Source organism: Curtobacterium sp. ODYSSEY 48 V2 (genome assembly GCF_023712625.1).
Lineage (GTDB): Bacteria > Actinomycetota > Actinomycetes > Actinomycetales > Microbacteriaceae > Curtobacterium.
Genome location: NZ_JAMAXX010000006.1, coordinates 264,987 through 286,586, shown reverse-complemented (window position 1 = coordinate 286,586; position 21,600 = coordinate 264,987). Strand labels below are relative to the sequence as shown.

Genomic DNA, 21,600 nt, shown 5'->3' with positions numbered 1-21,600 from the left:
CGTGCGGGCGCGAACACGTCCGCGGGGCCGAGTCTCGCCGGACCGCGTCCGACGACGACTACGAGCGGCGCACGGCTCCGAGCCGGGGCAGGCGCGGGACGTTCGCCGTCGCGCCGGCCTCCGGCGGGACGATCGTCTCCTGCGCGGCCGTGACCAGGACGTCGTCCACGGTCAGGGTCAGCGTCACGGCGGGGTCGAGCGAGCGCTTCACGACCGCGAGCCCGACCGGCCCGAGCTCGTGGTGGAGCGCCGACGCGGTGAGCCGCCCGACGTCCTTGCCGTCGAGCTCGACCGCGGTGCCCGGCGCGGGCAGCACGCCGTCCGAGCCGTCCAGGTGCAGCATCACCACGCGGCGCGGCGGGTGCCCGAGGTTGTGCACCTTGGCGACGGTCTCCTGCCCGCGGTAGCAACCCTTCGACAGGTGCACGGCGGAGCGGAGCCAGTCGAGCTCGTGCGGGATCGTCCGCTCGTCGACGTCCGCGAGCGAGGGCCGCCACGCGACGATGCGCAGGGCCTCGAACGCGAGCAGCCCCGCGACCGGCGTGTCCGACGCTGCCAGCGCAGCCGCGGCGTCCGGGGTGACCACGTCGATGCGGAGGGTCCAGTCGGAGGCGGGATGGGCCTCCGGGGCGGCGTAGCCCCATCCGCCGGGCGTGACCGACGACCACGGGTCGACCCACTCGACGACCACGCCGTCGGGCGCTGCCGAACCCGCGAAGCGGCCGAGCGTGACGAGGTCGGCCGACCGGTCGGTGACCTCGACGCGGAGCATGAAGCGCATCGAGTCGAGCCAGGCCGCGAGCGGTGCGGCGTCCGCGGGCTCGGTGAGGAGCCAGGTGATCTCGCCGTCGTCGACCACCCGTGCGGCGTGCTCGACGCGGCCGGACTGGTCGAGGACGAGCGTCTCGGTGCTGACGCCGGGCTCGAGCCCGGTGAGCAGCTGCGAGGTGATCGAGTTGAGCCAGGACAGGCGGTCCGGACCACTGACCGTGACGACCCCGAGGCCGAGCTCGACGACCGCGCGACCGGAGGCGAGCGCCCGCTGCTCACCGACGGGGTTGCCGAAGTGGGCGGCGGGACCGGCCTCGGTCGCGACGAAACCGTCGCGCCCGCTGAAGGCGGACATCAGTCGACCTTCGCGAGCTGCCCCGAGGCGTGCGAGGTGAGCTGCTGCCCGAGCGCAGCGATGTCCCACGCCCAGAAGAGCTTGCCCTCGACCAACCCGTACAGGCGGGTCGCGGCCGAGTAGTCCTTCGCGTTCGGCGAGCGCATCACGGCGTCGGTGGCCAGGTCGATCCGGCCCTTCCTGACGCGGCCGACGTAGAGCTCGTTGACCCCGGTCGGGTGGATGATCGCGGCCTCGACGTCGAAGCCGTCGGTCGTGTTCCGGAGCGCCTCGACGCTCTCCACCGTGCTGAACGGCGCGGGACCGTCGCCCATGAGCATCGCGGGACCGCGGTCACCGGGCTCGTTCGGCCGGTCGATGCGCCAGTAGCCCATCTCGGCGGCGAGGGGCGTGTGGTCGTCGTCGAGCAGCCACGTCGTCGAGGAGTAGTTGAGGTACGGCAGGCCGTCGTGGCTGAAGCTCACGCGCTGGCCGAACTCGTACTTGCGGGGCTCGTCCTCGTCGCCCACGGGGTACTCGACGACGCCCGTGCCCTCCCAGACACCGACGAGCCAGGACAGCGGGACGAGTTCGGGCGCCAGACCCTCGGGCAGTTCGATCAACGCTGGCCCTTGAACAGCTTCACGACGACGACGACCGAGATGAACGCGATCGCGAGCGACGCCAGGCCGAGGAGGCCCACGTAGAACAGCTCGAGCGCAAGCAGCGAATCCATGCCGCGAGTCTACGCGGGACGCCTGACGGCGCCAGGGGGCGTGCCGCGCGGTCGCAGGTCGCGCGGCTCAGCGCGCCAGCAGCACCACGGCCGTGACGAGCACGACGACGAAGGCGCCGGAGGACGCGATGCTGATCCGCTCGACCAGCCCGTCCTTGGTCGCGGTGATGAGCTGCAGCACGAAGCACACGAGCACGCAGAGCACGAAGACGAGCAGGAGCCAGGCGAACGAGTCCTTCTGCGTCAGGGCCAGCACGAGCACCGCACCGACCACGGCGAGGACCCAGACCGGCAGCACGGAGGTGAGCCGCAGGCGGCGCTGGTCGAGGGGTGGGACGGGCTCGGTCACGCGCTCCATCATGACAGGGCCTCGCCGACCGGGACGCCCGACCGACCGGCCGGTCGGCGGGCCCCTTCCGACACATCACTAGGATGGCTCCACGACGTCCCCTCGTTCTGGAGGTCCTGTGGCCCAGCTCCTGGTACTCACCTCAGCCGCGCCCGGCGACGTCCTGCCGAGTCTCGGTCTGCTGAGCCACCGGATCCGCCACGTCCCGGCCGAGGCCGCCCAGCTGGTCAACGCCCCGCAGAGCGACCTGATGTTCGTGGACGCCCGCCTCGACCTCGTGAGCGCCAAGGCGCTGTGCAAGATCCTCGCGACGAGCGGCTCGACGACGCCGGTCATCCTCGTCGTGACCGAGGGCGGGCTCACCGCGGTGAACAGCGAGTGGAACGTCGACGACGTCGTGCTCGAGAGCGCCGGGCCCGCCGAGGTCGACGCGCGCATCCGCCTCACCACGGGACGCGCCGCCAAGAACCCGTCGGGCTCGAAGATCCAGGCCTCCGGGGTCGTCATCGACGAGGCGAGCTACTCGGCGAAGGTGCGGGGCCGGCCGCTCGACCTCACCTTCAAGGAGTTCGAGCTCCTGCGCTTCTTCGCCTCCCACCCCTCGCGCGTCTTCACCCGCGAGCAGCTCCTGAGCGAGGTCTGGGGCTACGACTACTTCGGCGGCACCCGCACGGTCGACGTGCACGTGCGACGGCTCCGCGCCAAGCTCGGCGACCTCGAGTCACTGATCGGCACGGTCCGCAACGTCGGCTACCGCTTCAACGTGCACGACGACGAGGCCGACCGGCTGGCGGCCCAGTAGTGCTCGCCGTCGTCGAGATGCTCGCCGCCGCCGCGGCCGCCGCGGGAGAGGCCCCGCCGTTCTCCGACCAGACCCTGGTCGACGTGCGCGCCGGCCGTGCCGCGGTGGTCGGGGACGAACGCGGGGTCGCCGTGGTCCGGGACGGCGAGCTGGAACTCGTCGTCGCCCCGGAGGCCCGTGGCCAGGGTGTCGGGTCGGCACTCGTCGCGCAGGTGCTCACCCCGGGCGCCGGGGGCGCGACGGCGGCCTCGGGCGTTCCGCGCCTCGCGTGGGCGCACGGGGACCACCCGGCCGCCCGTGCCCTCGCCGACCGGTACGGCTGGACTCCGGTACGGACCCTGCTGCAGCTCCGGGCGACGGTTTCGGACGAACCCACCGGGGCCGATGTCCCCGACGGGTACCGGCTCGACGCCTTCCGCCCGGGCGACCCCGAGGACGAGGACGCCTGGCTGACCCTCAACGCCGCGGCCTTCGCGCACCACCCCGAGCAGGGCCGGATGACGCTCGAGGACCTGCGCGCCCGCGAGGCCGAGCCGTGGTTCTCCGGCGACGACCTACTGCTCCTGCGCGACGACTCCGGCGCGCTCGCGGGATCGTGCTGGCTCAAGGTCGAGGACGGCGTCGGCGAGTTCTACGCGGTCGCGGTCCGGCCGGACCTGCAGGGGCGTCGGCTCGGCGGGGTCCTGATGCGCGCGGGCTCGGCCCGGCTGGCCGGTCGTGGACTGACCGCGTCTGCGCTCTACGTCGAGGGCGACAACGAGCCCGCGCTGGCGCTCTACCGCCGGTCCGGCTTCACGCAGCACGCGATCGACGTGCAGTACGCCGCAGGGTCCGGCCGGTAACATGACGCGAGGTCGACGAGGGGTCGACCGGGGGCAGTCGGGGGCAACGTGACGGAGCAGGGTCGGGCGCAGTACGGCCGCGGCGAACCGCTCGGTGCGTCGTACCGACTGGTCGACCTGCTCGGCACCGGCGCGACCGGCGAGGTCTGGCGCGCCGAGCACACCGCGACCGGGGAGCACGTCGCCGCCAAGCTGCTGCGCGCCGAGCTCGCCGCCGACCCGGCCGTCGTCGAGCGGTTCGTCCGCGAACGCACCGTGCTGCTCGGCCTGCAGCACCCGTCGATCGTCCGGGTGCGCGACCTCGTCGTCGAGGGCGACCGACTCGCGATCGTCATGGACCTGGTCGGTGGGGGCTCCGCCCGCGACCTGCTCACCGACGCCGGGACGCTGCCGCCCCGGGACGCCCTGACGATCACCGCCGAGACGCTCGACGCCCTCGCCGCCGCGCACGGGCAGGACGTCACCCATCGCGACGTCAAGCCCGACAACGTGCTGCTCGCGTCCCCGTGGGCACCCGGCGCCACGGGCGACGTCCGGGTGTCGGACTTCGGGATCGCGTCCGTCATGGCCGACCGGCAGCGCACCACGACCGGGCTGCTCGGCACGCCGCAGTACATGGCCCCCGAGTCGATCAGCCAGGGGCGCTCGGGCCCCGCGGCCGACGTGTACGGCGCCGGGGTGATGCTCTACGAACTGCTCGCCGGACGCACCCCCTTCGCCGGACCGGGCACCGACTTCGCCGTCGCCTACCGCCACGTCACCTCGGACCCGCCGCAGCTCGACGTCCCCGCGTCGCTGTGGACGGCGGTGTCGACGATGCTCGCCAAGGACCCGGCCGCACGGCCCGCGGCCGCCGACGCCGCGGCCACCCTGCGCCGCCTCGCCCGACAGCTGGCCGACGCCCCGGCGTTGGCCCCGGCTGCCGAGCCGGAGTCCTTCGCCGAGGTCGAGCGGCCCGCCACCGTGGTGCGCGGACTCCGGCCCGGCGGCGGTACCGCGCCCGACGGTCCCCCAGCCGACGGCTCCGGCCCGTCACCTGCTGCGGAGGACGCCGGACCGGTGCCCGAACTCGGGCAGGCGGGCTCGCAGACGGTCTTCCGGCCGCTCGCACGCCCTCCGGTCGCCGCCGCTCGCGAACCCGAGGCCCCGGCGCGCGGCCGGTGGCAGCGCCCGGACTGGCTCACGAACCGCATGCTCGGGCTCGGTGCCCTCGGCGTGGTGCTCGTCGCCGCACTCGTCGTCGGCGGGGTCGTCTGGCTCCCCGGCGCCCTGGGCGGCAAGGACACCCCGAGTGCGGCCCGCACGGCGCAGGCCGCGAGCGCCTACCAGCAGGACCGTCCGCTGCCCACCGGACTCTCGACGACCCGCAAGGCGACCGTCGACCCGCAGGCCGGCACGGTGGACCTGTCGATCACGTACGCCGCCCAGTCCGCGACGCTCCGCGGCCCGCTGCTCGAGGTGGTGCCCGGGGTCGGAGCGCGGTCCGAGTGTCCCGCGGTGACGTGGACCGGCGACGAGGTGAGCGGTGCCCGGAACCAACCGTCGCTGACCGGCGTCGACGTCCGCTGCGGCTGGACGCTCTCCGACGTGGTGGTCCCGGCGGGCGAGGACCTGACCGTGCAGGCGACCGTGCGGCTGTCCGACGTGCCCGACCAGGCCGGGCTCCAGGAGTGGCTCGACGCGGCGGGCAGCGCGACCACGACGGCCGTCACCGACCAGGCCGTGACCGGGACCTCGTACCCCGTGCAGCGACTGCAGGGCGTCGAGGTCCGCACGCCCGACCGCACGGTCAGCCAGACCACGCTGCCCGTGACGCTCGTACCGGTGTGGCCGAGCGGTGCCGACGAACTGAACCCCCTCTACCGCAGCCCCTCGACCGGGAAGCCGTCGGAGATGCTCACCGACGTCGCCGGCGGGGAGGCCGGGGTGCGCTTCGCCGACGGGTGCTCGGGTGCGCTGGCCGTGTCCTCGGACGGCCTCGTCGTGACCGCACTGTCCGTCGCGCCGTCCTGCACCGTCCGCGCGACGGTGGGCAACTTCACGGACCTCGAGAGCTCGCCCTTCGGCATCACCACCCGCGACTGACCGGCGTCCGCCGTCGCGGGACGTGACGTGGGTCACGCCGGGAGGCGCGCGGCGGGCGTGCACCGCGACTCCCGGTCGCGGACCCGCCGGACGGGAGGTGCGTGCTGGCGGTGCGCCGCGCCTCCCGTCCGCAGACCCGCCGGACGGGAGGCACGTGGCGGCGGTGCGATGTGCCTCCCGTCCGGTGGTGGTCGCGTTGGTCAGGCGCCGGCAGCGGCGGTCTGGACGAGCCGGACCGCACCGCCCGATGCGGCGTAGCCGCGGCCGACGGTCAGCGCGACGGGGGCCCGTCTCGGCAGCGTGACACCGAGCAGTTCGCCGTCGTAGTCGACGTCGGGCTGCAGCAGCACGCCGCAGCGGGACTTCCGGACCGATCGCGTCCAGTGGCTGTAGAGCGATCGGAGGTCGGCGGACCGGCCGGCCGCGACCACGCACAGGCCCGGCCGTTCGGAGGACAGCAGCGAGGCGATCGACTGGTCGGCGTCGTCGAAGCGTTCGGCGTCGTCGACGAGCAGCAGGACCGGGCCCCGCTCCAGGCGGAGGCCGGCCAGCAGGGCGGGGACCTCGTCCGCACCGACCGCGAGGCGGTCGAACACGCCGTCGGCGAGCGGAGACCGGCGGTCGCAGACCGCCCACACGGCGGGGCGGACACCCTCGGCGGACCGTGCCAGGTCGGCGAGGGCGAGGAGCACCGTCGACTTGCCGGAGCGCGCCGGGCCGGCGACGAGCACGTGCTCGCCGTCGTAGACCTCGAGCGCCGCGGTGCCGAGGTCGTCCTCCGCGATGCCGACCGGCAGGCGCCACGGCTCCGTGTCGAAGCGGGCCGGGGTCCGGAGGTCCTGCACCCGGACCGCATCGGGCAGACGTCCGACGGCGCTCGTCTTCGCCGCGGCGTCCGGCCACGCCGCGGCGACCTCGGCGACGGCTCCGGCGAGGGGCACCGACGGCGTCGCGACGTGGCTCTGCAGCTTCGTCGTCGAGTCGATGTACCGACCCGGCACGGGCGGCGGGACGTCCTTCGGACGGACCCCGATGGACGCGTAGTCGTACGGGTCGGCCAGGCGGAACATCCACTTCTGGGTCGTGACCTCGTCCATGGCGGACGGGACGGCCTTCGCCCGCGTCGTGGAGACGGCGAAGGAGATCCCCAGCGCCGGCCCCTCGGCGTAGACGCGGTACAGGGCGTCGAGGAGCTGCTGGCCCTCGAAGTCCTGGTACTCGTCGCGGAGTGCGGCGAGGCCATCGATGAGGACGACGGCTCGACGTCCGCCGGGGCTCGCACGACGGCGTTCGAGGTCGGCGCGCAGGTGTCGGAGGAAGCGGGCCTGCAGCTCGCCCGCCCCGGCGCCGGACCCGACGTAGGCCGTCGTGTGCGGCAGCTGCGCGAGCGGTGCCAGGTCCCCCGGTCCCATGTCCAGGACGAGGAGGTCGAGGTCGTCGGGGCTCGTCGTCCGCGCGAGACGCAGGGCCAGGGCGGACAGGGCGGTGCTCGTGCCGCTGCCCGGGATGCCCATCAGGACGAGGTTGCCCTCGTCGAGGTCCCAGCCGCCGGCGACCTGGCGCTGGTGGTCGGGGTCGTCGGCGAGCGCGACGGGCACGAAGCGGCGGGCACCGTCGGACGGTTCCGGGACGTCTGCCAGGTCGACCCGGGCTCCCAGCGCCTCGGGCCAGATGGGGCGGGGTGCCGCGTACCCGGCGGCGTCGTTCGCGGCGCGGATCGCCTCGATGAGGACGTCGAGGTCGGTGTCGTCCGACGCACTCGGCCCGGGTGCGGGCGCCGGTGCCGGGACGCCGAACACGTCGGTCGGGCGGACGGAGACCGGCTGCTCGACCCGTTCGTCGCGCGCGCGGCCGGTGACCAGGGCGGTCTGCACCGGGGTGATGTCGTCCTGCCCGAGCTTCACGTAGGCGCGGCCGGTCTGCTGGCGGCCGATGCCCGCCGCGGCGGGCACGCCGATGACGTTCGTCGAGTCCTCGCGGCTCTGCACGCGGAGCGCCACCCGGAGGTTCGTGTTCGCGAGGATGTCCTCGCTCACGACGCCGGCCGGCCGCTGGGTGGCCAGCACCATGTGCACGCCGAGCGTCCGGCCGACCGCAGCGATCGCGACGAGCGAGGTCAGGACGTCCGGGAACTCCTTCGCGAGCATGGCGAACTCGTCGACGACGAAGAGCAGGCGCGGCATCGGCTCGGTCGGCCGTGTCGCCAGGTAGGCGTCGAGGTTGTCGATGTCGGCGCCGGCCGTCGCGAAGACCCGCTGACGACGCTCGAGCTCGGCCTCGAGCGCGCGGATGGCTCGGTCTGCCAGCTGCTCGTCGAGGTTGCTGATCGTGCCGATGGTGTGCGGCAGCCGCTCGCAGGCGGCGAAGGCGGCGCCGCCCTTGAAGTCGACGAGGAGGAAGTTGAGCCGGGTGGGGTCGTTCCGGGCCGCGAGGCCGGCGACGAACGAGCGGAGGAACTCGCTCTTGCCGGAACCCGTGGTCCCACCGACCAGGCCGTGGGGGCCGTCGCGCACCAGGTCGATCTCGAGGACGCCGGACTCCGAGGAACCGACCGGGGTCGAGGTACCGGTGCTGGTCTGCCAGAGGGTCCGGATGCCCTCGGCGGTGGTCGTGTCGACGGCGGCGGTCCCGTGGCCCGCGCCAGGGGCCGCGGCGCGAGCGGTGCCGCCAGGGGCCGCGGCGCTCCGCGCGAGGAGTTCGGGCAGGCGGACGAGCGACGGCAGCGATGCGCCGGGGACCGTGAGCTCCGGGTCGTCGAAGTGGGCGACGGCGCGGGCGGCGCGCTCCGCCGTGTCCGGGGTGAGGCCGGCGAGCACGACGTCCTCGACCCGCGTGCGGTCCTCGGGGCGGTAGACCGTCGCAGCCGCGTCCGCACCGACCGTGACGATGGACGTGCAGGCGGCGGGCAGCTGCTGCTCGTTCGTCGCGATGACGATGCCGCTCACCCGCTGGCGTCGCTCCCCCGGGCGCAGCGACACACCGGGGACCGCGCGGCCCTGGCCGAGCAGGCTGCGCGCCGGAGCGTCGCGGCCCTCGGTGAGGACGTCGGAGTCCACGACGACGAGCAGGTTCGGCGTGGGCAGCTCGTCGAGCGACTCCTGCAGCCCGCGCAGGACGGCGGCGCTCTGGTCGCGCTGCGCCGACATCCACCGGGCGCCGGTGCTGCTGCCCGCGACGCGCGTGTGCGGCAGCCAGGAGGCCCAGGACCAGTCGTCCTCGCGGCCCGCGTCGCAGAACACCCCGACCGTCAGGTCCGCGGGTCCGCAGTGCACGGTCGCCTGCGCCAGCAGGCTGCGGGCCAGGGCGAGCGCACCGTCGCGGTCACCGACGATGCCGACGACGCCGGCGTCCGACAGGTCGGCGACGACCGGCGCCGCCGTGAGCCGGCTGTCCGCGATCGCGGCCTTCGCCTCGTCCTCGAGCTTCGACGACGCCGCCCGCTGGTCGACCTCGGGACGCCACGGCGCGTCACCGGTGCCGGCGTGCAGGCTGAGGAAGTCGTCGTCGTCCGACCGACGCTGCCACAGGTCGGTGGTGGGGACGAGCGCTCGACGCACGACGGTCGCCGGGTCGGGCACGAGGTCCTGCCGGCGGGCCGCCTCGACGGCCGCGGCCGCGGCGATCTCGCCGCGGAAGGCCTCGACCGCCTCGGTGAAGCGCGTCTCCTCCTCCTTCAGGTTCTTCGCCCGGCGGTGCTTCTGCTCGAACCACATGCCGATCGCGGTCACGGGGCTGAGCAGCGCGAACAGTGCGAAGCGGGCGTCCCCGAGCAGGAGCACCATCGCCCCGGCGAGCACGAGCGGAGCCGCCACCGTGATCCAGCTGAACTTCGACGCCGGGGCGACGTCCCTGCGCGTCGGCGGGGAGACCGGCTCGGTGTCGGTGAGCCGTCCCGGCCGGGGCGGTCGGTTGAACGGCGCCGTGGCGGCCGGCGTGAGGTTGGGCAACGTGCCCGCTGCCGGCACGGTCGTCTCCGGCAGCTCCGGACGGAGCAGCAGGACCGCGCCGCCCACGATGACGCTCGTGGTCCCGGTCAGCAGGACGCCCTCGTCGTCGATGCGCTCCCCCGCGATGACCGTGCCGTTCGTCGACCCGGAGTCGCGCACCCGGACACCGTCGTCCTCGCGCTCCACGGTGCAGTGCTCCCAGGACGCGCTCTCGGTGGGGAGCACGACGTCCGCCTGCGGAGCGCGTCCGACGACGAGCCGACGGCTGCGCGGCACCGGGACGACGACGCCCGCCCCGAGGCCGCCCGCCAGGGTCACGCTCCACCCGTCGACGGCGCGCGGTGGCTCCTCGGTGGTGCGGGCGACCCGGGACCCTTCGAGGAGCACCAGGTCGCGCAACGGGGTGTCGGAGCTCGTCCGGTGACCGTCGACCGCCAGGGGTGTGCCGGGGTCGAGCGGGGTGCCGAGCGACGCCGCGACGAGGTCCCCCAGCGTGGAGGACTCCGCCCACCCGTCGGCCTCGATCGTCTCGCGGCGGTCGTCGAGCTCGATCAGCAGGCGCATGGGCGGTCCTCCCTGGGCGTGGTGCGGCGGTGCGGGTGGTGCAGGTGGGACGGGGTCAGTCGGTCGAGTCGGAGAACCAGACGAGCGCGGGCGTGGCCCCGTCGTCCTCGGTCGCAGCGGCGGGGCGGAGCCCGAGGTCCTGCGCGGAGGCGGCGAGCACGCCGGCGGGATCGCCGAGGGCCTGTCGCGAGCCGAAGTCGAGTGCCGGGCCTGCGAGGCCGTCTCCGGCCCCGAGGTCGAGCCGGGCCAACGCGTCCGACACCGCGGCGGCGTCCGTGCTCCGGGCCGTCCCGACGGCCGTCACGAGCGCCACGACGGCGTCGTGGCTGCGGGCGTCGGCCACGGTCGCCACCGAGGCGAACGACCGGTCGCCGGTGAGGTTCTTCGCGTCCGCGTCGTCGGCGAGGACCCGCACGCCGCCGAGGAACGCCGACATGGCGCGGCCCTCGGCGTCCGAGGACAGGGCACGGGCGTCGTCGGTCTCGACCCCGACGGTGCGGAAGGCGCCGCTGAGGCTGCCGCCCGCCTGGGCGAGCGCAGCCGCGAAGGCGGGGCTGGTGGCCTCGGGGGTCAGGACGACCGGAGCGGTGACGTTGGCCTCCTGGAGGGCGGCGACGAGCGCTCCCTGTCGTCCGGCCGGACCGCTGACGACCACGGCGTCGGAGTCGGGTGCCACCTGCTCGTCCCCGTCCTGCTCGGCTCCGGCCTGCTCGGCTGCAGCCTGGTCGTCGGCCGTCGTGGCGTCGGTGGAGCCCGCCGCCGCGCCGGTGCGCTGCGCGACGGTGGTGGCGAGAGCGCCGAGGTCGGGCGCGCTCGTCGCGTCGAGGACGTGGGCGAACCGAACACCGGACGGCGCTCCGCCACCCAGGTCGACGAGCAGCGGCGACGCGGCGTCGCCGAGCGCGTCCTGCAGCGCCGTCGCGACGGACTCCGTCGACGGCGCGGTCGACCAGGCGTCGTCCGCGCCGGCCGCGTACGGTGCGACGACCGGGATGCCGGCGTCGGCCGCCGCGGTGAACGCACCACCGACGTGGTCGCCGGACGTGGCCACGACGATGCCCGAGACGCCGTCGGACGCGAGGGCCTCGACAGCCTTCCGTGCGCCGTCGGTCGATCCGCCGTCGTTCTTCGTCACGAGTTGCACGTCCGTGCCGCCGAGCTCCAGGCGACGCTGCGCCACCAGGGCACCCTGCGCGGCGTCGTCCCACTGTGCACCCTCGCCGTCACCGAGGGTGACCACGACGCCGATCTTCGTGCCGTCGGGGACGTGGGCGACACTGATCGGCACCGGTGCCGTCGCGGAGACCGCCTCGGCCGGGGTCGAGGCCGAGACACGCACCGCGAGCAGCGCGGTGACGACGGCGGCGACCACGAGGACGGCCACCGCGACGATGATCGCGGTGCGGCGGCGCTTCCGGGTCCGGGCGGCGTCGGGCGCTGCGGTCTCCGCGGGCTCCGCTGCGGCCGCCTCGGTCGAGTGGTCCTGCACGTGGCTCATCGCTCGGCTCCGATCCGGAAGGCGTAGAGCGTCGTCGACGTCGCGCTGGACGGAACGTCGAGACGGAAGGCGGGGAGCTTCGCCGCGCGGTCGAGCGAGGCGCGGAACTGCTGCTGCTGCAGGAGGATGCCCGCGACGTCCTCGGCACGGACGTTGGCGTATCCCGAGGCGTTCTGCGAGGCGAGGGCGAGCTGGTAGTCGGCGGAGTCGGACTTCGCCGCGCTCGTGGCCATCGCGCCGAGGATGCCGGAGCCGTTGACCGCGCGGTCGCCGAGGTCGAGCATCACGCGGTTGAGGTCGCCGGTGAGCAGCGTGCTGGCGCCCTCGACGTCGCGGACCGAGGCGCTGGTGCTCGCGTCGATGCGCTGGAGGCTCGCCGCGGTCTGCTCGTCCACGGACGAGGCGAGGCTGCTGCTCTGCTCCTGCAGCGAGCCCTTCTGCTCGTCGATGGTGCCCTTCGACTGCTTCGTCACGTCGTCAGCCGTGGACCGGAGCCCGGCGATGGACTTGTCGAACGCGTCGCGGACTTCTGACGCGTTCGACGACGCCGACTTCGACACATCCGTCACACGCTCGTCGAGCAGCGCCCGGACACTCGATTCGACGCCCTTCTGTTGGTCGTCCGCCGTCTTGCGGAGCTCGTCCTTGACCTTGTCCTGCTGTTCCTTGAGCGCGCCGAGGTCGGCGCCGACAGCGTCCGACTGTGCGACTGCGGCTTCAATGTTGGTCTTCAACTGGTCGAGCTGAGCCGCGGCGCCGGCGTCGTCGGATCCAGCCCGTCGAACGGCCTCCACAGCCGAGCGCACTGCGGCGATGCGGTTCCGCAGTTCGACGAAGGCTCGACCGAATGCACTGTCGGGGTTGGACACGTCGGTGGACTGCTCGATCTCGCCCCATGCTGCCGCCTGCTCGGCGAGGCGCTGGTCCATGGGCGCGGAGAAGGGGGCCGGTGGCTTCTGCGGCCCCGGGCCGTCCTCGGACTCATCACAGGGGGTTGCCGTCAAGTACGCCCGAAGATCGTCCGCCTGCTCCTCGGTGAGACCAGAAGTCGGGCCGTCGATGATCGGGAGGTCGAGGTCGAGGTCGAGGTCGGGGCCGTCCTCGTCCTCTCGCTTCGTGACCAGCGCACAGATGGCATCAGCGAGTGCCGCGTTCTGCGCCTGCATCGACCTCGAGGGGAACGAGTCCTCCGTAACTCCGATGACGTCCCGAGCTGCGGCAGCCTTCACGTGCACCGCATCGACGTCGTCGCCGAGGACACCGATGCTCTGCTCGACGGCCCCGATGCTCTTGTCGAGTTCGCCAAGAGAACCGTTCAGCGACCCCGATGCGGAACCAGCCTGGGAAGCGAGGCCCGCGAGCGCTTTCTGCAGCGCTGCGACCTTGGCGACGGCAGCATCTGCCTTGTCTGTCTGGAGCGAATCTGCGAGCGCCTTTCCGGTGTCCGCGAGTCGGACGGCGCTGGCGGTGATGTCCTTCGAGGACAGGAAGAGTACGCACGTGAACGAAGTCGACTCTGCAGGGCACGTAGCGTCCGTCGGTTCAGCCGGACCGATCGATGCTGCCAGGTCGCTCGTCGCCTGCTGCTTGCACGCCTCGCTCGCGTCGGCGTAGCCCTCGAGCTGCGCGGACACGCGCAGCAGGTTCCCGTAGACGCTCGAGCCCGCTGCACCGGTCTGCGGGACCGCGTTGCATCCCTCACCGTCGAGCACCGCCTTCGGTACCGTCGCCGACGTGTCCCCGAGCAGCGCGTCGAGGCTGCCCGTCGTCTGCTGCAGCTGCTGCAGCACCGTCGACTGCGTCGCCTGCACGGTCGAGCCGAGGTCACCGTTCAGCGAACCGAGCTCACCCGACAGCGACTGCATCGTGCTCGCGAGCGACGCGCTGCTCTCCTGCAGCCGCTCCGCCGTCCGCACACCGAGGGTCTCGGACGTCGACTCGAGGTTCGTGCGGACCTCGGTGATGGTCCCGCCGGCACGGGCGAGGACCTCGTTGACCTGCGCGATGAGGTCGATCGTGCGACGCTGCAGGGCGAGCTCGGAGTCCGTCTCGGACCCGAACGCCCCGTTCATCACGCCGCTGGTCGACAGGTCGGTCGTCAGCCCGGGCTGCGCCGCGACGTCGATGGCGGGCGTCGAGAAGTCACGGACGTCGGCGACGAGGTGCAGCGTGCTGCTCGCTCCCGACGTCGGCGGCGCCAGCAGCCGGCCCCACTGCACGACTGCGTCACCGGAGGCGTTGGTGCTCACGACGCCGTCGGTGGACGCGCCGCCGTCGACGGACTCGGTCACGATGCGGTCCGGTGCGACCCCGTCGAGGACGGTCGACGCGGCGACGCTGAACGGTGCGCCGACCAGCGCCGGCGTGGAACGGGAGGCCCCTGCGACGTCGTACGACAGGTTCTGCGACCGGACCGTGAGGTTCTCGACGGTGACGTCGATCTCGACGCGACCCGAGTACCCGTCGAGGTCGGCGAGGTCGGTCCCGGAGCGCTTGTCGGTCGTGTACTGCGTGGTGATCCGGAGCGGCAGGTCCCCCGCCGCGTCCTGCACGTCGTGGTCGACGGTCTTCGAGGACGAGCGCTCTCCGGCGACCGAGATCGTCGTGTCCGAGATCGCGTTCACGGCGCCGTTCGTCGTGAGCGTCGTGTCCACCGTCTGCAGCACGCGTGACGGATCCGTCACCTGGTCCTGGTCGGCGGTGCACCCGGCGAGCACCAGCGCGAGTGCGCCCGTGACGGCCACCACTCCCGCGATGCGGCTCCCCTGCCGGTTCCCGGTTCCCCCGGCGCGCGTCAACATCACGATCGTCCCCCTCAAGAATCGACTGCGTGGTCGATCCTAGCCGCTGAAATACCGTGAGGTTCCGTCCTCCACAGGAGGAGACCACCCCCGTTCGAGCCACAGCACGGCGACATGCGAACTTGCGGGGCCTGCTGGAATTGATACTCTGCACAACGCACCCTGGGGGGATCACCGAACACCATCCGGTGGTCGGGGATGCATGATCGAGTGGTCGACCGTCCCGAACGTGGCGGTCGGCCACTCGGTCCAGGGGCCGCAGCACGAGGGGGACGACACATGTGGGTCACGATCACGTCCGCGGGGATCGCGATGGTGGCGGCGTTCGTCATCACGAGATCCGTGACGGCGGCGACCAAGCACAGCGACCGACGGCGGCGCGAGCGTGGGGAGCCGCTGCCGAACGAGGGCGGTGCGCTCGTCACCGTGCGCCTGCGGACCTTCCAGTGGGTGCTCATCCGCGTGGTCGCCATCCTCTTCCTGGTGGTCGGAGCCCTGCTGGCGCTCGGCGCCGCCACGACGATCTCGACCGGTGTCGAACCCAGCCTCGTCGTCATGGCGATCGTCCTCCTGCTGGCCGGCATCGGAGGCATCGTGCTCTCCCGCTCGATGCGCCGGACTCGGGTGCTCGCGATGGAGGACCACCTGCTGGTCCGCCAGGGCCTCCACCAGGAGCGTCGCGTCGACCTGGCCGAGATTGCGGCGGTGTTGCCGATCGCGAACCAGTACGGCGGCCTGCAGGCACGTGACGCGACCGGGAAGCGCCTCTTCTCCGTCATGGGCCTGGCCCGCGGCTACGCAGAGCTCGAGGCGTACCTGCAGGAGCGCGTCGTCCGTCCCCGCGCGACGGCCCAAGCAGCGCTCCGACCGAACGGCGTCCCCATCCCACCCTGGCGCGGTATCGCGTGCAGCGCCGACTGGACCACCGCCCCGCTCGGTCCCGGCGGTCCCCTGCGTCCGGTGATCCGACTGTTCGTCGGTGGCGACGTCGTCGCGCTGCACCCCGGAGAGGTCCGCGCTCTCATCGACGGCAGGACAGGGGTCGTCGAATCCGACTCGCAGCCCCTCGCGTTCCTCGCCAGCCCGGCGCTCGTCGCCCCGACGTCGCTCGGGGGTCGGCAGTTGGCCGGTCTGCCGCCGGAGAGCCTCGCGCTCCTGTACGACGCGCAGGACGCACCGGCAGTCGTCCTCCGTGACAGCGATGCCGTCACGTTCCGCGCGTGGGTGAGCGGGCTCCCGCGCTGACCGCCGGCGGCTGATCCCGCACGACCCGGCCTGGAGGCGCGGTGCCGGTCCGACGGACGGCCGCTCCGTCGGGGCGATCGCCTCCTGCTGTCGCGTGCTGCTCAGGTGACGGTCGCGCGGTCACTCGGTCGGGGTGCGTGGCGGGAACGATCCAGCGCGGTGGGCTGACGCGACACCGGCGGCCAGACGGCGAGCGCGCCGTCGAGCGGCGAGCACCTGTCGCCTGGCTCTCGCCCACCGCCGCCTGTGCCTGGTGCGGATCCTCCGGATGATGCCCTCGACCGTCTGCACCGCGAGGAGCGGTGCGCCCACAGCCAGCAGCGGCAGCGCGGTGAATGCGTAGTTGCGACCGTCGTCGACGTTCCGCGCGAACATCCCGTGCAGCTCCTCGGACCGGACGCCGGCGGTCGTCGGATCGTCCGGGTCGACCATGATCTGCAGGCGCTGTCCGACCCAATAGAAGTCTGGATCGCTCGACACCGTGTACTCGTCGAGCATCGTCTCGTACTCCACGCCCTCGTACCGTTGTCGCGTCACCGGCGTGTACTCGCTGTGTCCTCGCCCCTTGTACCCGGTGACGTGCACACGCTCGACGTGCACGACCTCGCCGGTGACGATCACACCGGTCCGTCGGAGAGCGTCGTCGTAGCGCAGTGCCTCGTCGCCCTCGCTGTGCAGGATCGCCCCCAGCGCGGCGGCGCAGAACGCACCCGTGCACAGCATGAACGGGCCGAGCTCACGCAGCCACTGCCCACCCGCTGTGCGCAGCCCGCGGCCCGCCGTCTCCTTGCGCCGCCTCGCCCCGACGTCCGGGAACAGCACCCGAGCGAGGAGCGCCCCGGCGAGCACCGCGGGCAGCCACCCGTACTGCAGCGGCCCCCAGCCCGACACGTGGTCCACGAGGACGCCGAGCACGACGAAGCTCCCGAGGAACAGCACCGTCGGTACGAGGCAACCCGCTGCGCCGACGCGCACGAGCGCCGCACCGTAGCCGAGTCCGAGGACGGTGACGACGGCGAACGCGCAGCCCGGGACGCCGAAGTGCCCGAGCTCGATGAGCCCGCTGCTGGTCAGCGCCACCGCCGCGAGAAGCGCATGGAAGACCCGGCGTGCAGGAGTCACCCCTCCTCAGCCTCCGCCCGGGGTCAGCAGTCGGCGCTGGTGACCGAGAAGTCGATCGTGCGGTCCGTGCCGTCGAAGACGTACGAGTAGCGCATCACGATCGCCTTCGACAGCAGGTCGCGCGACTCCTTCTTCTGGCAGACGTTCGACACGACCGACGACTTGAGGTCCGCCGCGGTCAGGCTCGCCGGATCGACCGAGGAGTCGATCGTGTAGGCGTACTCGAGCTGCGCGCCGTCGGCCGTCACGCCGTCCCAGCGGGTCACCTCGTCGAGCTCGAGCGGGAAGGTGTAGTTCTCGTTGACCTGCTTCGCCGCCTCGGTCGCGAGGGCCGACGGCGAGGGCTCGGCGGTGGCGTTGAAGAACGCGCGGACACCCAGCGACGCACCCACCGCGGCGATGACGGCGACGACCGGGATGAGGATCCGGAGTGCGACGTTCTTCCCCTTCTTCTCCGGGGTCGGCGGCTGCCAGGGGGGAACGCTCCCGCTCGCGCCGGCGTAGGGCTGCTGCTGGTACCCGGGTGCCTGCTGGCCCGGCTGCTGGAAGCCGGGCGCCTGCTGCTGGTTCGGCTGCTGGAAGCCGGGCGCATGCTGGTCCGGCTGCCCGTTGTTCGGCTGCCAGTCGCCGGGCTGCCCGTTGTTCGGCGTCGTCATGATGGTCCTTCGCGGTCAGCACTCGCGCGCCGGACGTCCCCGAAGTTCCGTGCTCCGGCCGACACGCGGCCGGCTTCTCACGCCCCCTCGAGCGCCGGCGCCCCCTGTGCGCGGTACTCGATGTCAGGCGCCAGCACTACCGGCGCCTGCATCCAACGTATCAGGCTGGGGTTCCGACCCTGCCCCCGGTCCCTCACGGTCAATCGCGGCAGCGCCACCGCACCGAGTCGCATCGCCTACGCAAGCCGCCCAGGCCCATGTCAGCAGTTCCTCTGTCACGAAGGAGGCCACAACCGCGGGTAGGACCGGGGCTGCTGCCATGAAGACGACGAGTCGGCCCTCGCGATCAAAGCTCGCCGAGGTCCTTCCGAGGCCTGTCAAACCTGCTCTGCTCAACAGCGTGTCGCCGCGAGAGAATCCGGGTCGGCGGAAGCGGTACCGCAACTGCGCGTCGGTCACATTGACGAGCCACTTCCGTCAGCACGTCGTTGACCCGCCAGATGTCGACTGTGTGATCGTCGGCACCGATCCTGGATACGTACGGAGGAGGTGACGGGCGCGCCGTAGACGAATGGGTTCTCCTCGATGATCGCTCGCCGTCATCCCGTCCAGGTTCGCAACCAATCACGCCAGCGCGACTGCGTAGTCAAGCGGAACAGACGATCAAGAGCGCCCTTGTACCTGGTTGTCGCCTCGTCATCAGCCTTCCCTCCGCCATCGGTCAACACGACACCAAGTGGACCTCCAGCCCCAGCCGAGACCGACTCGTGTATTGCCCGGATCAGCGCTGCTCGTTCAGTCCCCACGTCGTTCCTGAGCGCCCGCGCCTGTTGTTCATACCAGCGAGCGGCCTCGTCATGGCGTGCTCCACGCAGGTAACCGCTGACCTCTTCGCAAAGCCGGGACACCTCCTCGTCATTCGTGCTCATAGGTCCTCCGATCACGGCACCTGCGACCAGTATCGGGTCCGAAGGGCCCTTGGAACGAGCGCTCCGCCAACCTGCGATTTGCCCAAGCGAAATCTCGCGGCAACTTCGTCACTGTTCTCACTCGTGATCCCGTCCCGAAGGACGAGGTGATCACAATTCGCGCGGTCTGAATGTCAACCTGATCGGCGAAGGACCCAATACCCGTTGCTAAGCACGTTCCGAACGCTCTTAATATCTCGCCTCGAGCGCACTATTCAGCCTCCGCGCGTCCTCAACGAGGGCAACAAAGCGCTCGGAAATTTCGATGTCTGGAGTACCGTCGTCCCACCTCCCGGTCGACCAGACTCCTTAGATGTCCAGGTTCTCGACGACCCAGGGTAGGACCTTACATCCGCTTGTACCCTCGAACCTCGGGGACCGTCCCGAGAATCGATAACAGCGGTCGCAGAATCAAAGAACCTTCGCCCAGCGTAATCCGGTACGTATTGCCCACCTGGAATTTCGCGGCAATCTCGTCACTGTTCTCACTCGTGATCCCGTCCCGGAGGACCAGGTGACCACAATTCGAGGTTTGAATTTCGACCTGATCAGTGAAGGACCCAATACCTCGACCCGAGTGCGTCGAAACTGCTGAGGCCTTCGCGCTCGAGATCCTGCAGTCGAGAGCGACAGGATGCTCTTTGTCGTAGGACGCAATCCATCCTCGTCCGAAGAAAAAGAATGCCACCACGGCCAGGATGAGCGCGATCGCTACCGCAAAGATGGTTCGGCCCCTGACGGCTGATTCCCTTCGACGCCGGCGCAGCTCCAGGCGCCAGCCTACTGTGTGTCACGGGTCCACCTCGCTACACGGACTGCGTCACCCTTGGCCGAGTCGCTCCGAACAGCAGCAATACTATGGTGATCCCCATGACCGGACGCTTCTCCCTCGCCGCGACAGGCCACCTCCCAGTCATTCGGACGCCGCTCCTCCCGCCTCCACCATATTCGAATATCAGGTCTTCACTCAATTGACTCATTGTGACGCCGAGAGTCACACGCCATCTCGGCTGAGGCGCTCGGTCCACCTTCAAAGCCTCCTCGGGCTGAGATGATGAGGATCAATCCGCCTTGCTGTAGTCCTGCACCACGGGTGCGACCTTCAAAAGACTGAGCACCGCCCGAAGCTTGAACGAACCTTCTCCGACATGGAAGCGGTACGGCGTTCCCGGGGACACGGAGGCAGCGATCGATCTCATGTTCTGACGCGTCACGCCATCCTGGTAAAGAAGGTTGCCACACCGCGTGTCGAACGAGACCTGCGCCTGCGATCCTCCTGCACCTTTCGTCGAACGAGATGACATAATCTCGCCTTTAGCAGCCGCGACATAGCAGGTAATCATGATCATATGGCGCTGGTCATATCTACTCATTATCGAAGGACCGAACACGAAGGTCACGATCGGGAGAATGATGAACACCAGCAGCATCAGTACGCCGACGACGCGGTTGCGGGCTACCTGAGCCCTCAACTTCCTTTGAGGCTCAACCAATTCTTGTTCCTTCGACCCAAGGGCGGCCATCGATCCGGCCTCATCCTACGTGCCGCCCCGTTCGCGAGTGCACGTCAGGACCCTCGGCCCCACCGATGAATTCACTGACGAACGACCGGCCGATATTGTCCCCCGAGGTGTCCCCTCCGGGCCGGATTGGCTCATTGACGATGCTGCTGAGCCCTCCAGCAACTGAGTCGAAGGCGTTCGTAGCCAAAGCATTGGCGGTTTGCGTGCCCGCGCTGAGCCCCGACGAAGCGATGTGAAGTCCCGCGTTCGAGGAGAAGTACTTCGCAAGGTCCATTTTTTGGATCATTGCCGAACCAAGTTTCGGCGAGAGAACGCTTGAGGTAGCACTGAACCCCGCCCCCGTTGCGGCTCCGGTCCCAGCCGCAGCAAAGTATCCCCCAGCGTCACCGCTCCAGCCAGTGTTGACTCCGTAGTCTGCGGCGTTCGATCCCGCTCCTTGGACAGCACTCGAGATTCCCGATTGACCCGCCTGCCCGAAACTCGCGAGCTGCCCGCTCGAGCGAGAATGTTGACGCTCGATCGAGCCATCGCAGGTACTGCCTTCGACAGTCCGAATGACGTGGCGCCTCCAAGAGCACCGGCTGCCCCGCCGATGAGTGTGTCAACTCCCACCGCGCCCCCAGTCGACTCTGCCGTCCTTGCCCTTGTTCGACTGGATCGACATGCCCCCGGCCAACGCGGCGCCCCCTCCAGCCGCCACGGCTATGGCCACAAGAGGCCCTATCAGCACGTACGCGAGCACCTTGGAAGCAGCCCTACCAGCAAAGAGGAGAGGGATCAGAGTGCCGACAACGACGAGCACTCCGCAAGCGATCAGCACCCCGAGGCTGCCGGACGCCGCCACCGTCACGTCTGGGTCGGCTCCGCGTGTTCGTCACGGTCCGTCATGCGCTCCCGCGCGCATCAGCTGCCGTTGAGGACGTCGAACCTGTAGGCAGTCGGTGACACGCCAAAAAGTGCAAGTTGGGCGCGAAGTCGGTATGCCGCATCGCCGACATTGAAACGCACGAGGTCGGCATCTGACAGTTCCTTCGCGACGGCATCCGCGTTCGAGGAATTGATGCCGTCTTGGAGCAGGATCTTGCCACACTGCTCGGTCACGACAACGACCTGAGGCCCCGACGCACCGCCCCCCTTGAACGAGCCGCTCGATTCCGTTCCGGTGACGGCGCTACGGACGGTGCACGTGATCGGCATCCGATGCGAGTCGTCGTACGCCGTGATCCCGACGGGTATCACAAAGAAGAGCAGCCCTGGAACGACGAACAGCAGCAATACGATGGCGATCCCGACGACAGGACGCTTCTTCCTCGCCGCAGTAGTCGACTTCCCGGTCATGCGAACACCGTACCTTCCG

Annotated in this window: 14 protein-coding genes; 4 read left to right on the top strand and 10 right to left on the bottom strand. The window is 71.1% G+C overall.

Annotated elements, in window-relative coordinates; translation table 11 throughout:
* Positions 1 to 58: 58 nt before the first annotated feature.
* The 3 genes from M3666_RS11480 to M3666_RS11470 all read right to left on the bottom strand — a co-directional run bounded on the left by M3666_RS11480 (position 59) and on the right by M3666_RS11470 (position 2,190).
* Positions 59 to 1,126 carry a folate-binding protein YgfZ gene (locus M3666_RS11480; protein ID WP_251155268.1) on the bottom strand — a complete coding sequence of 356 codons (1,068 nt, stop codon included), beginning with the start codon at positions 1,124 to 1,126 and terminating at the stop codon, positions 59 to 61.
* The gene (locus M3666_RS11475; RefSeq protein WP_066656691.1) at positions 1,126 to 1,728 is read right to left on the bottom strand and encodes an FABP family protein; all 603 of its coding nucleotides are present in this window, start codon (positions 1,726 to 1,728) and stop codon (positions 1,126 to 1,128) included. The genes M3666_RS11480 and M3666_RS11475 overlap by 1 nt, the downstream gene beginning before the upstream one ends.
* A 180-nt stretch (positions 1,729 to 1,908) precedes the next feature.
* Positions 1,909 to 2,190, bottom strand: coding sequence for a hypothetical protein (locus tag M3666_RS11470; RefSeq protein WP_251155267.1), 282 nt, complete (start codon positions 2,188 to 2,190; stop codon positions 1,909 to 1,911).
* Between the two features lie 118 nt (positions 2,191 to 2,308).
* On the opposite strand from M3666_RS11470, the gene M3666_RS11465 reads away from it, so the two are divergent.
* From M3666_RS11465 to M3666_RS11455, 3 genes are read left to right on the top strand one after another with little or no spacing between them, the layout of a single operon-like run.
* Positions 2,309 to 2,992, top strand: coding sequence for a response regulator transcription factor (locus M3666_RS11465; protein WP_066656694.1), 684 nt, complete (start codon positions 2,309 to 2,311; stop codon positions 2,990 to 2,992).
* Positions 2,992 to 3,834: a mycothiol synthase gene (gene mshD, locus M3666_RS11460; RefSeq protein WP_251155266.1), complete on the top strand. Its 843-nt coding sequence runs from the start codon at positions 2,992 to 2,994 to the stop codon at positions 3,832 to 3,834. Before M3666_RS11465 ends, mshD begins: the two co-directional genes overlap by 1 nt.
* A gap of 48 nt (positions 3,835 to 3,882) precedes the next feature.
* Complete coding sequence (locus M3666_RS11455; RefSeq protein WP_251155265.1) at positions 3,883 to 5,919, top strand: serine/threonine-protein kinase; 2,037 nt, start codon at positions 3,883 to 3,885, stop codon at positions 5,917 to 5,919.
* A 200-nt stretch (positions 5,920 to 6,119) separates the two neighbouring features.
* On the opposite strand, the gene M3666_RS11450 is transcribed toward M3666_RS11455, so the two are convergent.
* Genes M3666_RS11450 through M3666_RS11440 form a run of 3 tightly spaced genes read right to left on the bottom strand, consistent with a single transcriptional unit; the run spans position 6,120 to position 14,732 of the window.
* On the bottom strand, positions 6,120 to 10,430 hold the full coding sequence (locus M3666_RS11450; protein ID WP_251155264.1) for an FtsK/SpoIIIE domain-containing protein: 4,311 nt from the start codon (positions 10,428 to 10,430) through the stop codon (positions 6,120 to 6,122).
* Between the two features lie 55 nt (positions 10,431 to 10,485).
* Positions 10,486 to 11,928, bottom strand: a complete 1,443-nt coding sequence (locus M3666_RS11445; RefSeq protein ID WP_251155263.1) for a hypothetical protein — start codon at positions 11,926 to 11,928, stop codon at positions 10,486 to 10,488.
* Complete coding sequence (locus tag M3666_RS11440) at positions 11,925 to 14,732, bottom strand: hypothetical protein (protein WP_251155262.1); 2,808 nt, start codon at positions 14,730 to 14,732, stop codon at positions 11,925 to 11,927. The genes M3666_RS11445 and M3666_RS11440 overlap by 4 nt, the downstream gene beginning before the upstream one ends.
* 276 nt (positions 14,733 to 15,008) lie before the next feature.
* Here M3666_RS11440 and M3666_RS11435 point away from each other — a divergent pair, with 276 nt between their 5' ends.
* Positions 15,009 to 15,974, top strand: a complete 966-nt coding sequence (locus M3666_RS11435) for a hypothetical protein (protein WP_251155261.1) — start codon at positions 15,009 to 15,011, stop codon at positions 15,972 to 15,974.
* A gap of 120 nt (positions 15,975 to 16,094) precedes the next feature.
* Here the strand turns inward: M3666_RS11435 and M3666_RS17100 are convergent, their stop codons facing one another.
* The 4 genes from M3666_RS17100 to M3666_RS11415 all read right to left on the bottom strand — a co-directional run bounded on the left by M3666_RS17100 (position 16,095) and on the right by M3666_RS11415 (position 21,581).
* On the bottom strand, positions 16,095 to 17,096 hold the full coding sequence (locus M3666_RS17100; protein WP_251155260.1) for a DUF3592 domain-containing protein: 1,002 nt from the start codon (positions 17,094 to 17,096) through the stop codon (positions 16,095 to 16,097).
* A gap of 23 nt (positions 17,097 to 17,119) precedes the next feature.
* On the bottom strand, positions 17,120 to 17,752 hold the full coding sequence (locus M3666_RS11425; protein ID WP_251155259.1) for a hypothetical protein: 633 nt from the start codon (positions 17,750 to 17,752) through the stop codon (positions 17,120 to 17,122).
* Between the two features lie 2,029 nt (positions 17,753 to 19,781).
* Entirely contained in the window at positions 19,782 to 20,243 is a 462-nt protein-coding gene (locus M3666_RS11420) for a hypothetical protein (RefSeq protein ID WP_209685399.1), read from the bottom strand.
* 903 nt (positions 20,244 to 21,146) lie between these two features.
* Entirely contained in the window at positions 21,147 to 21,581 is a 435-nt protein-coding gene (locus M3666_RS11415; RefSeq protein WP_209685398.1) for a hypothetical protein, read from the bottom strand.
* Between the last annotated feature and the right edge of the window lie 19 nt (positions 21,582 to 21,600).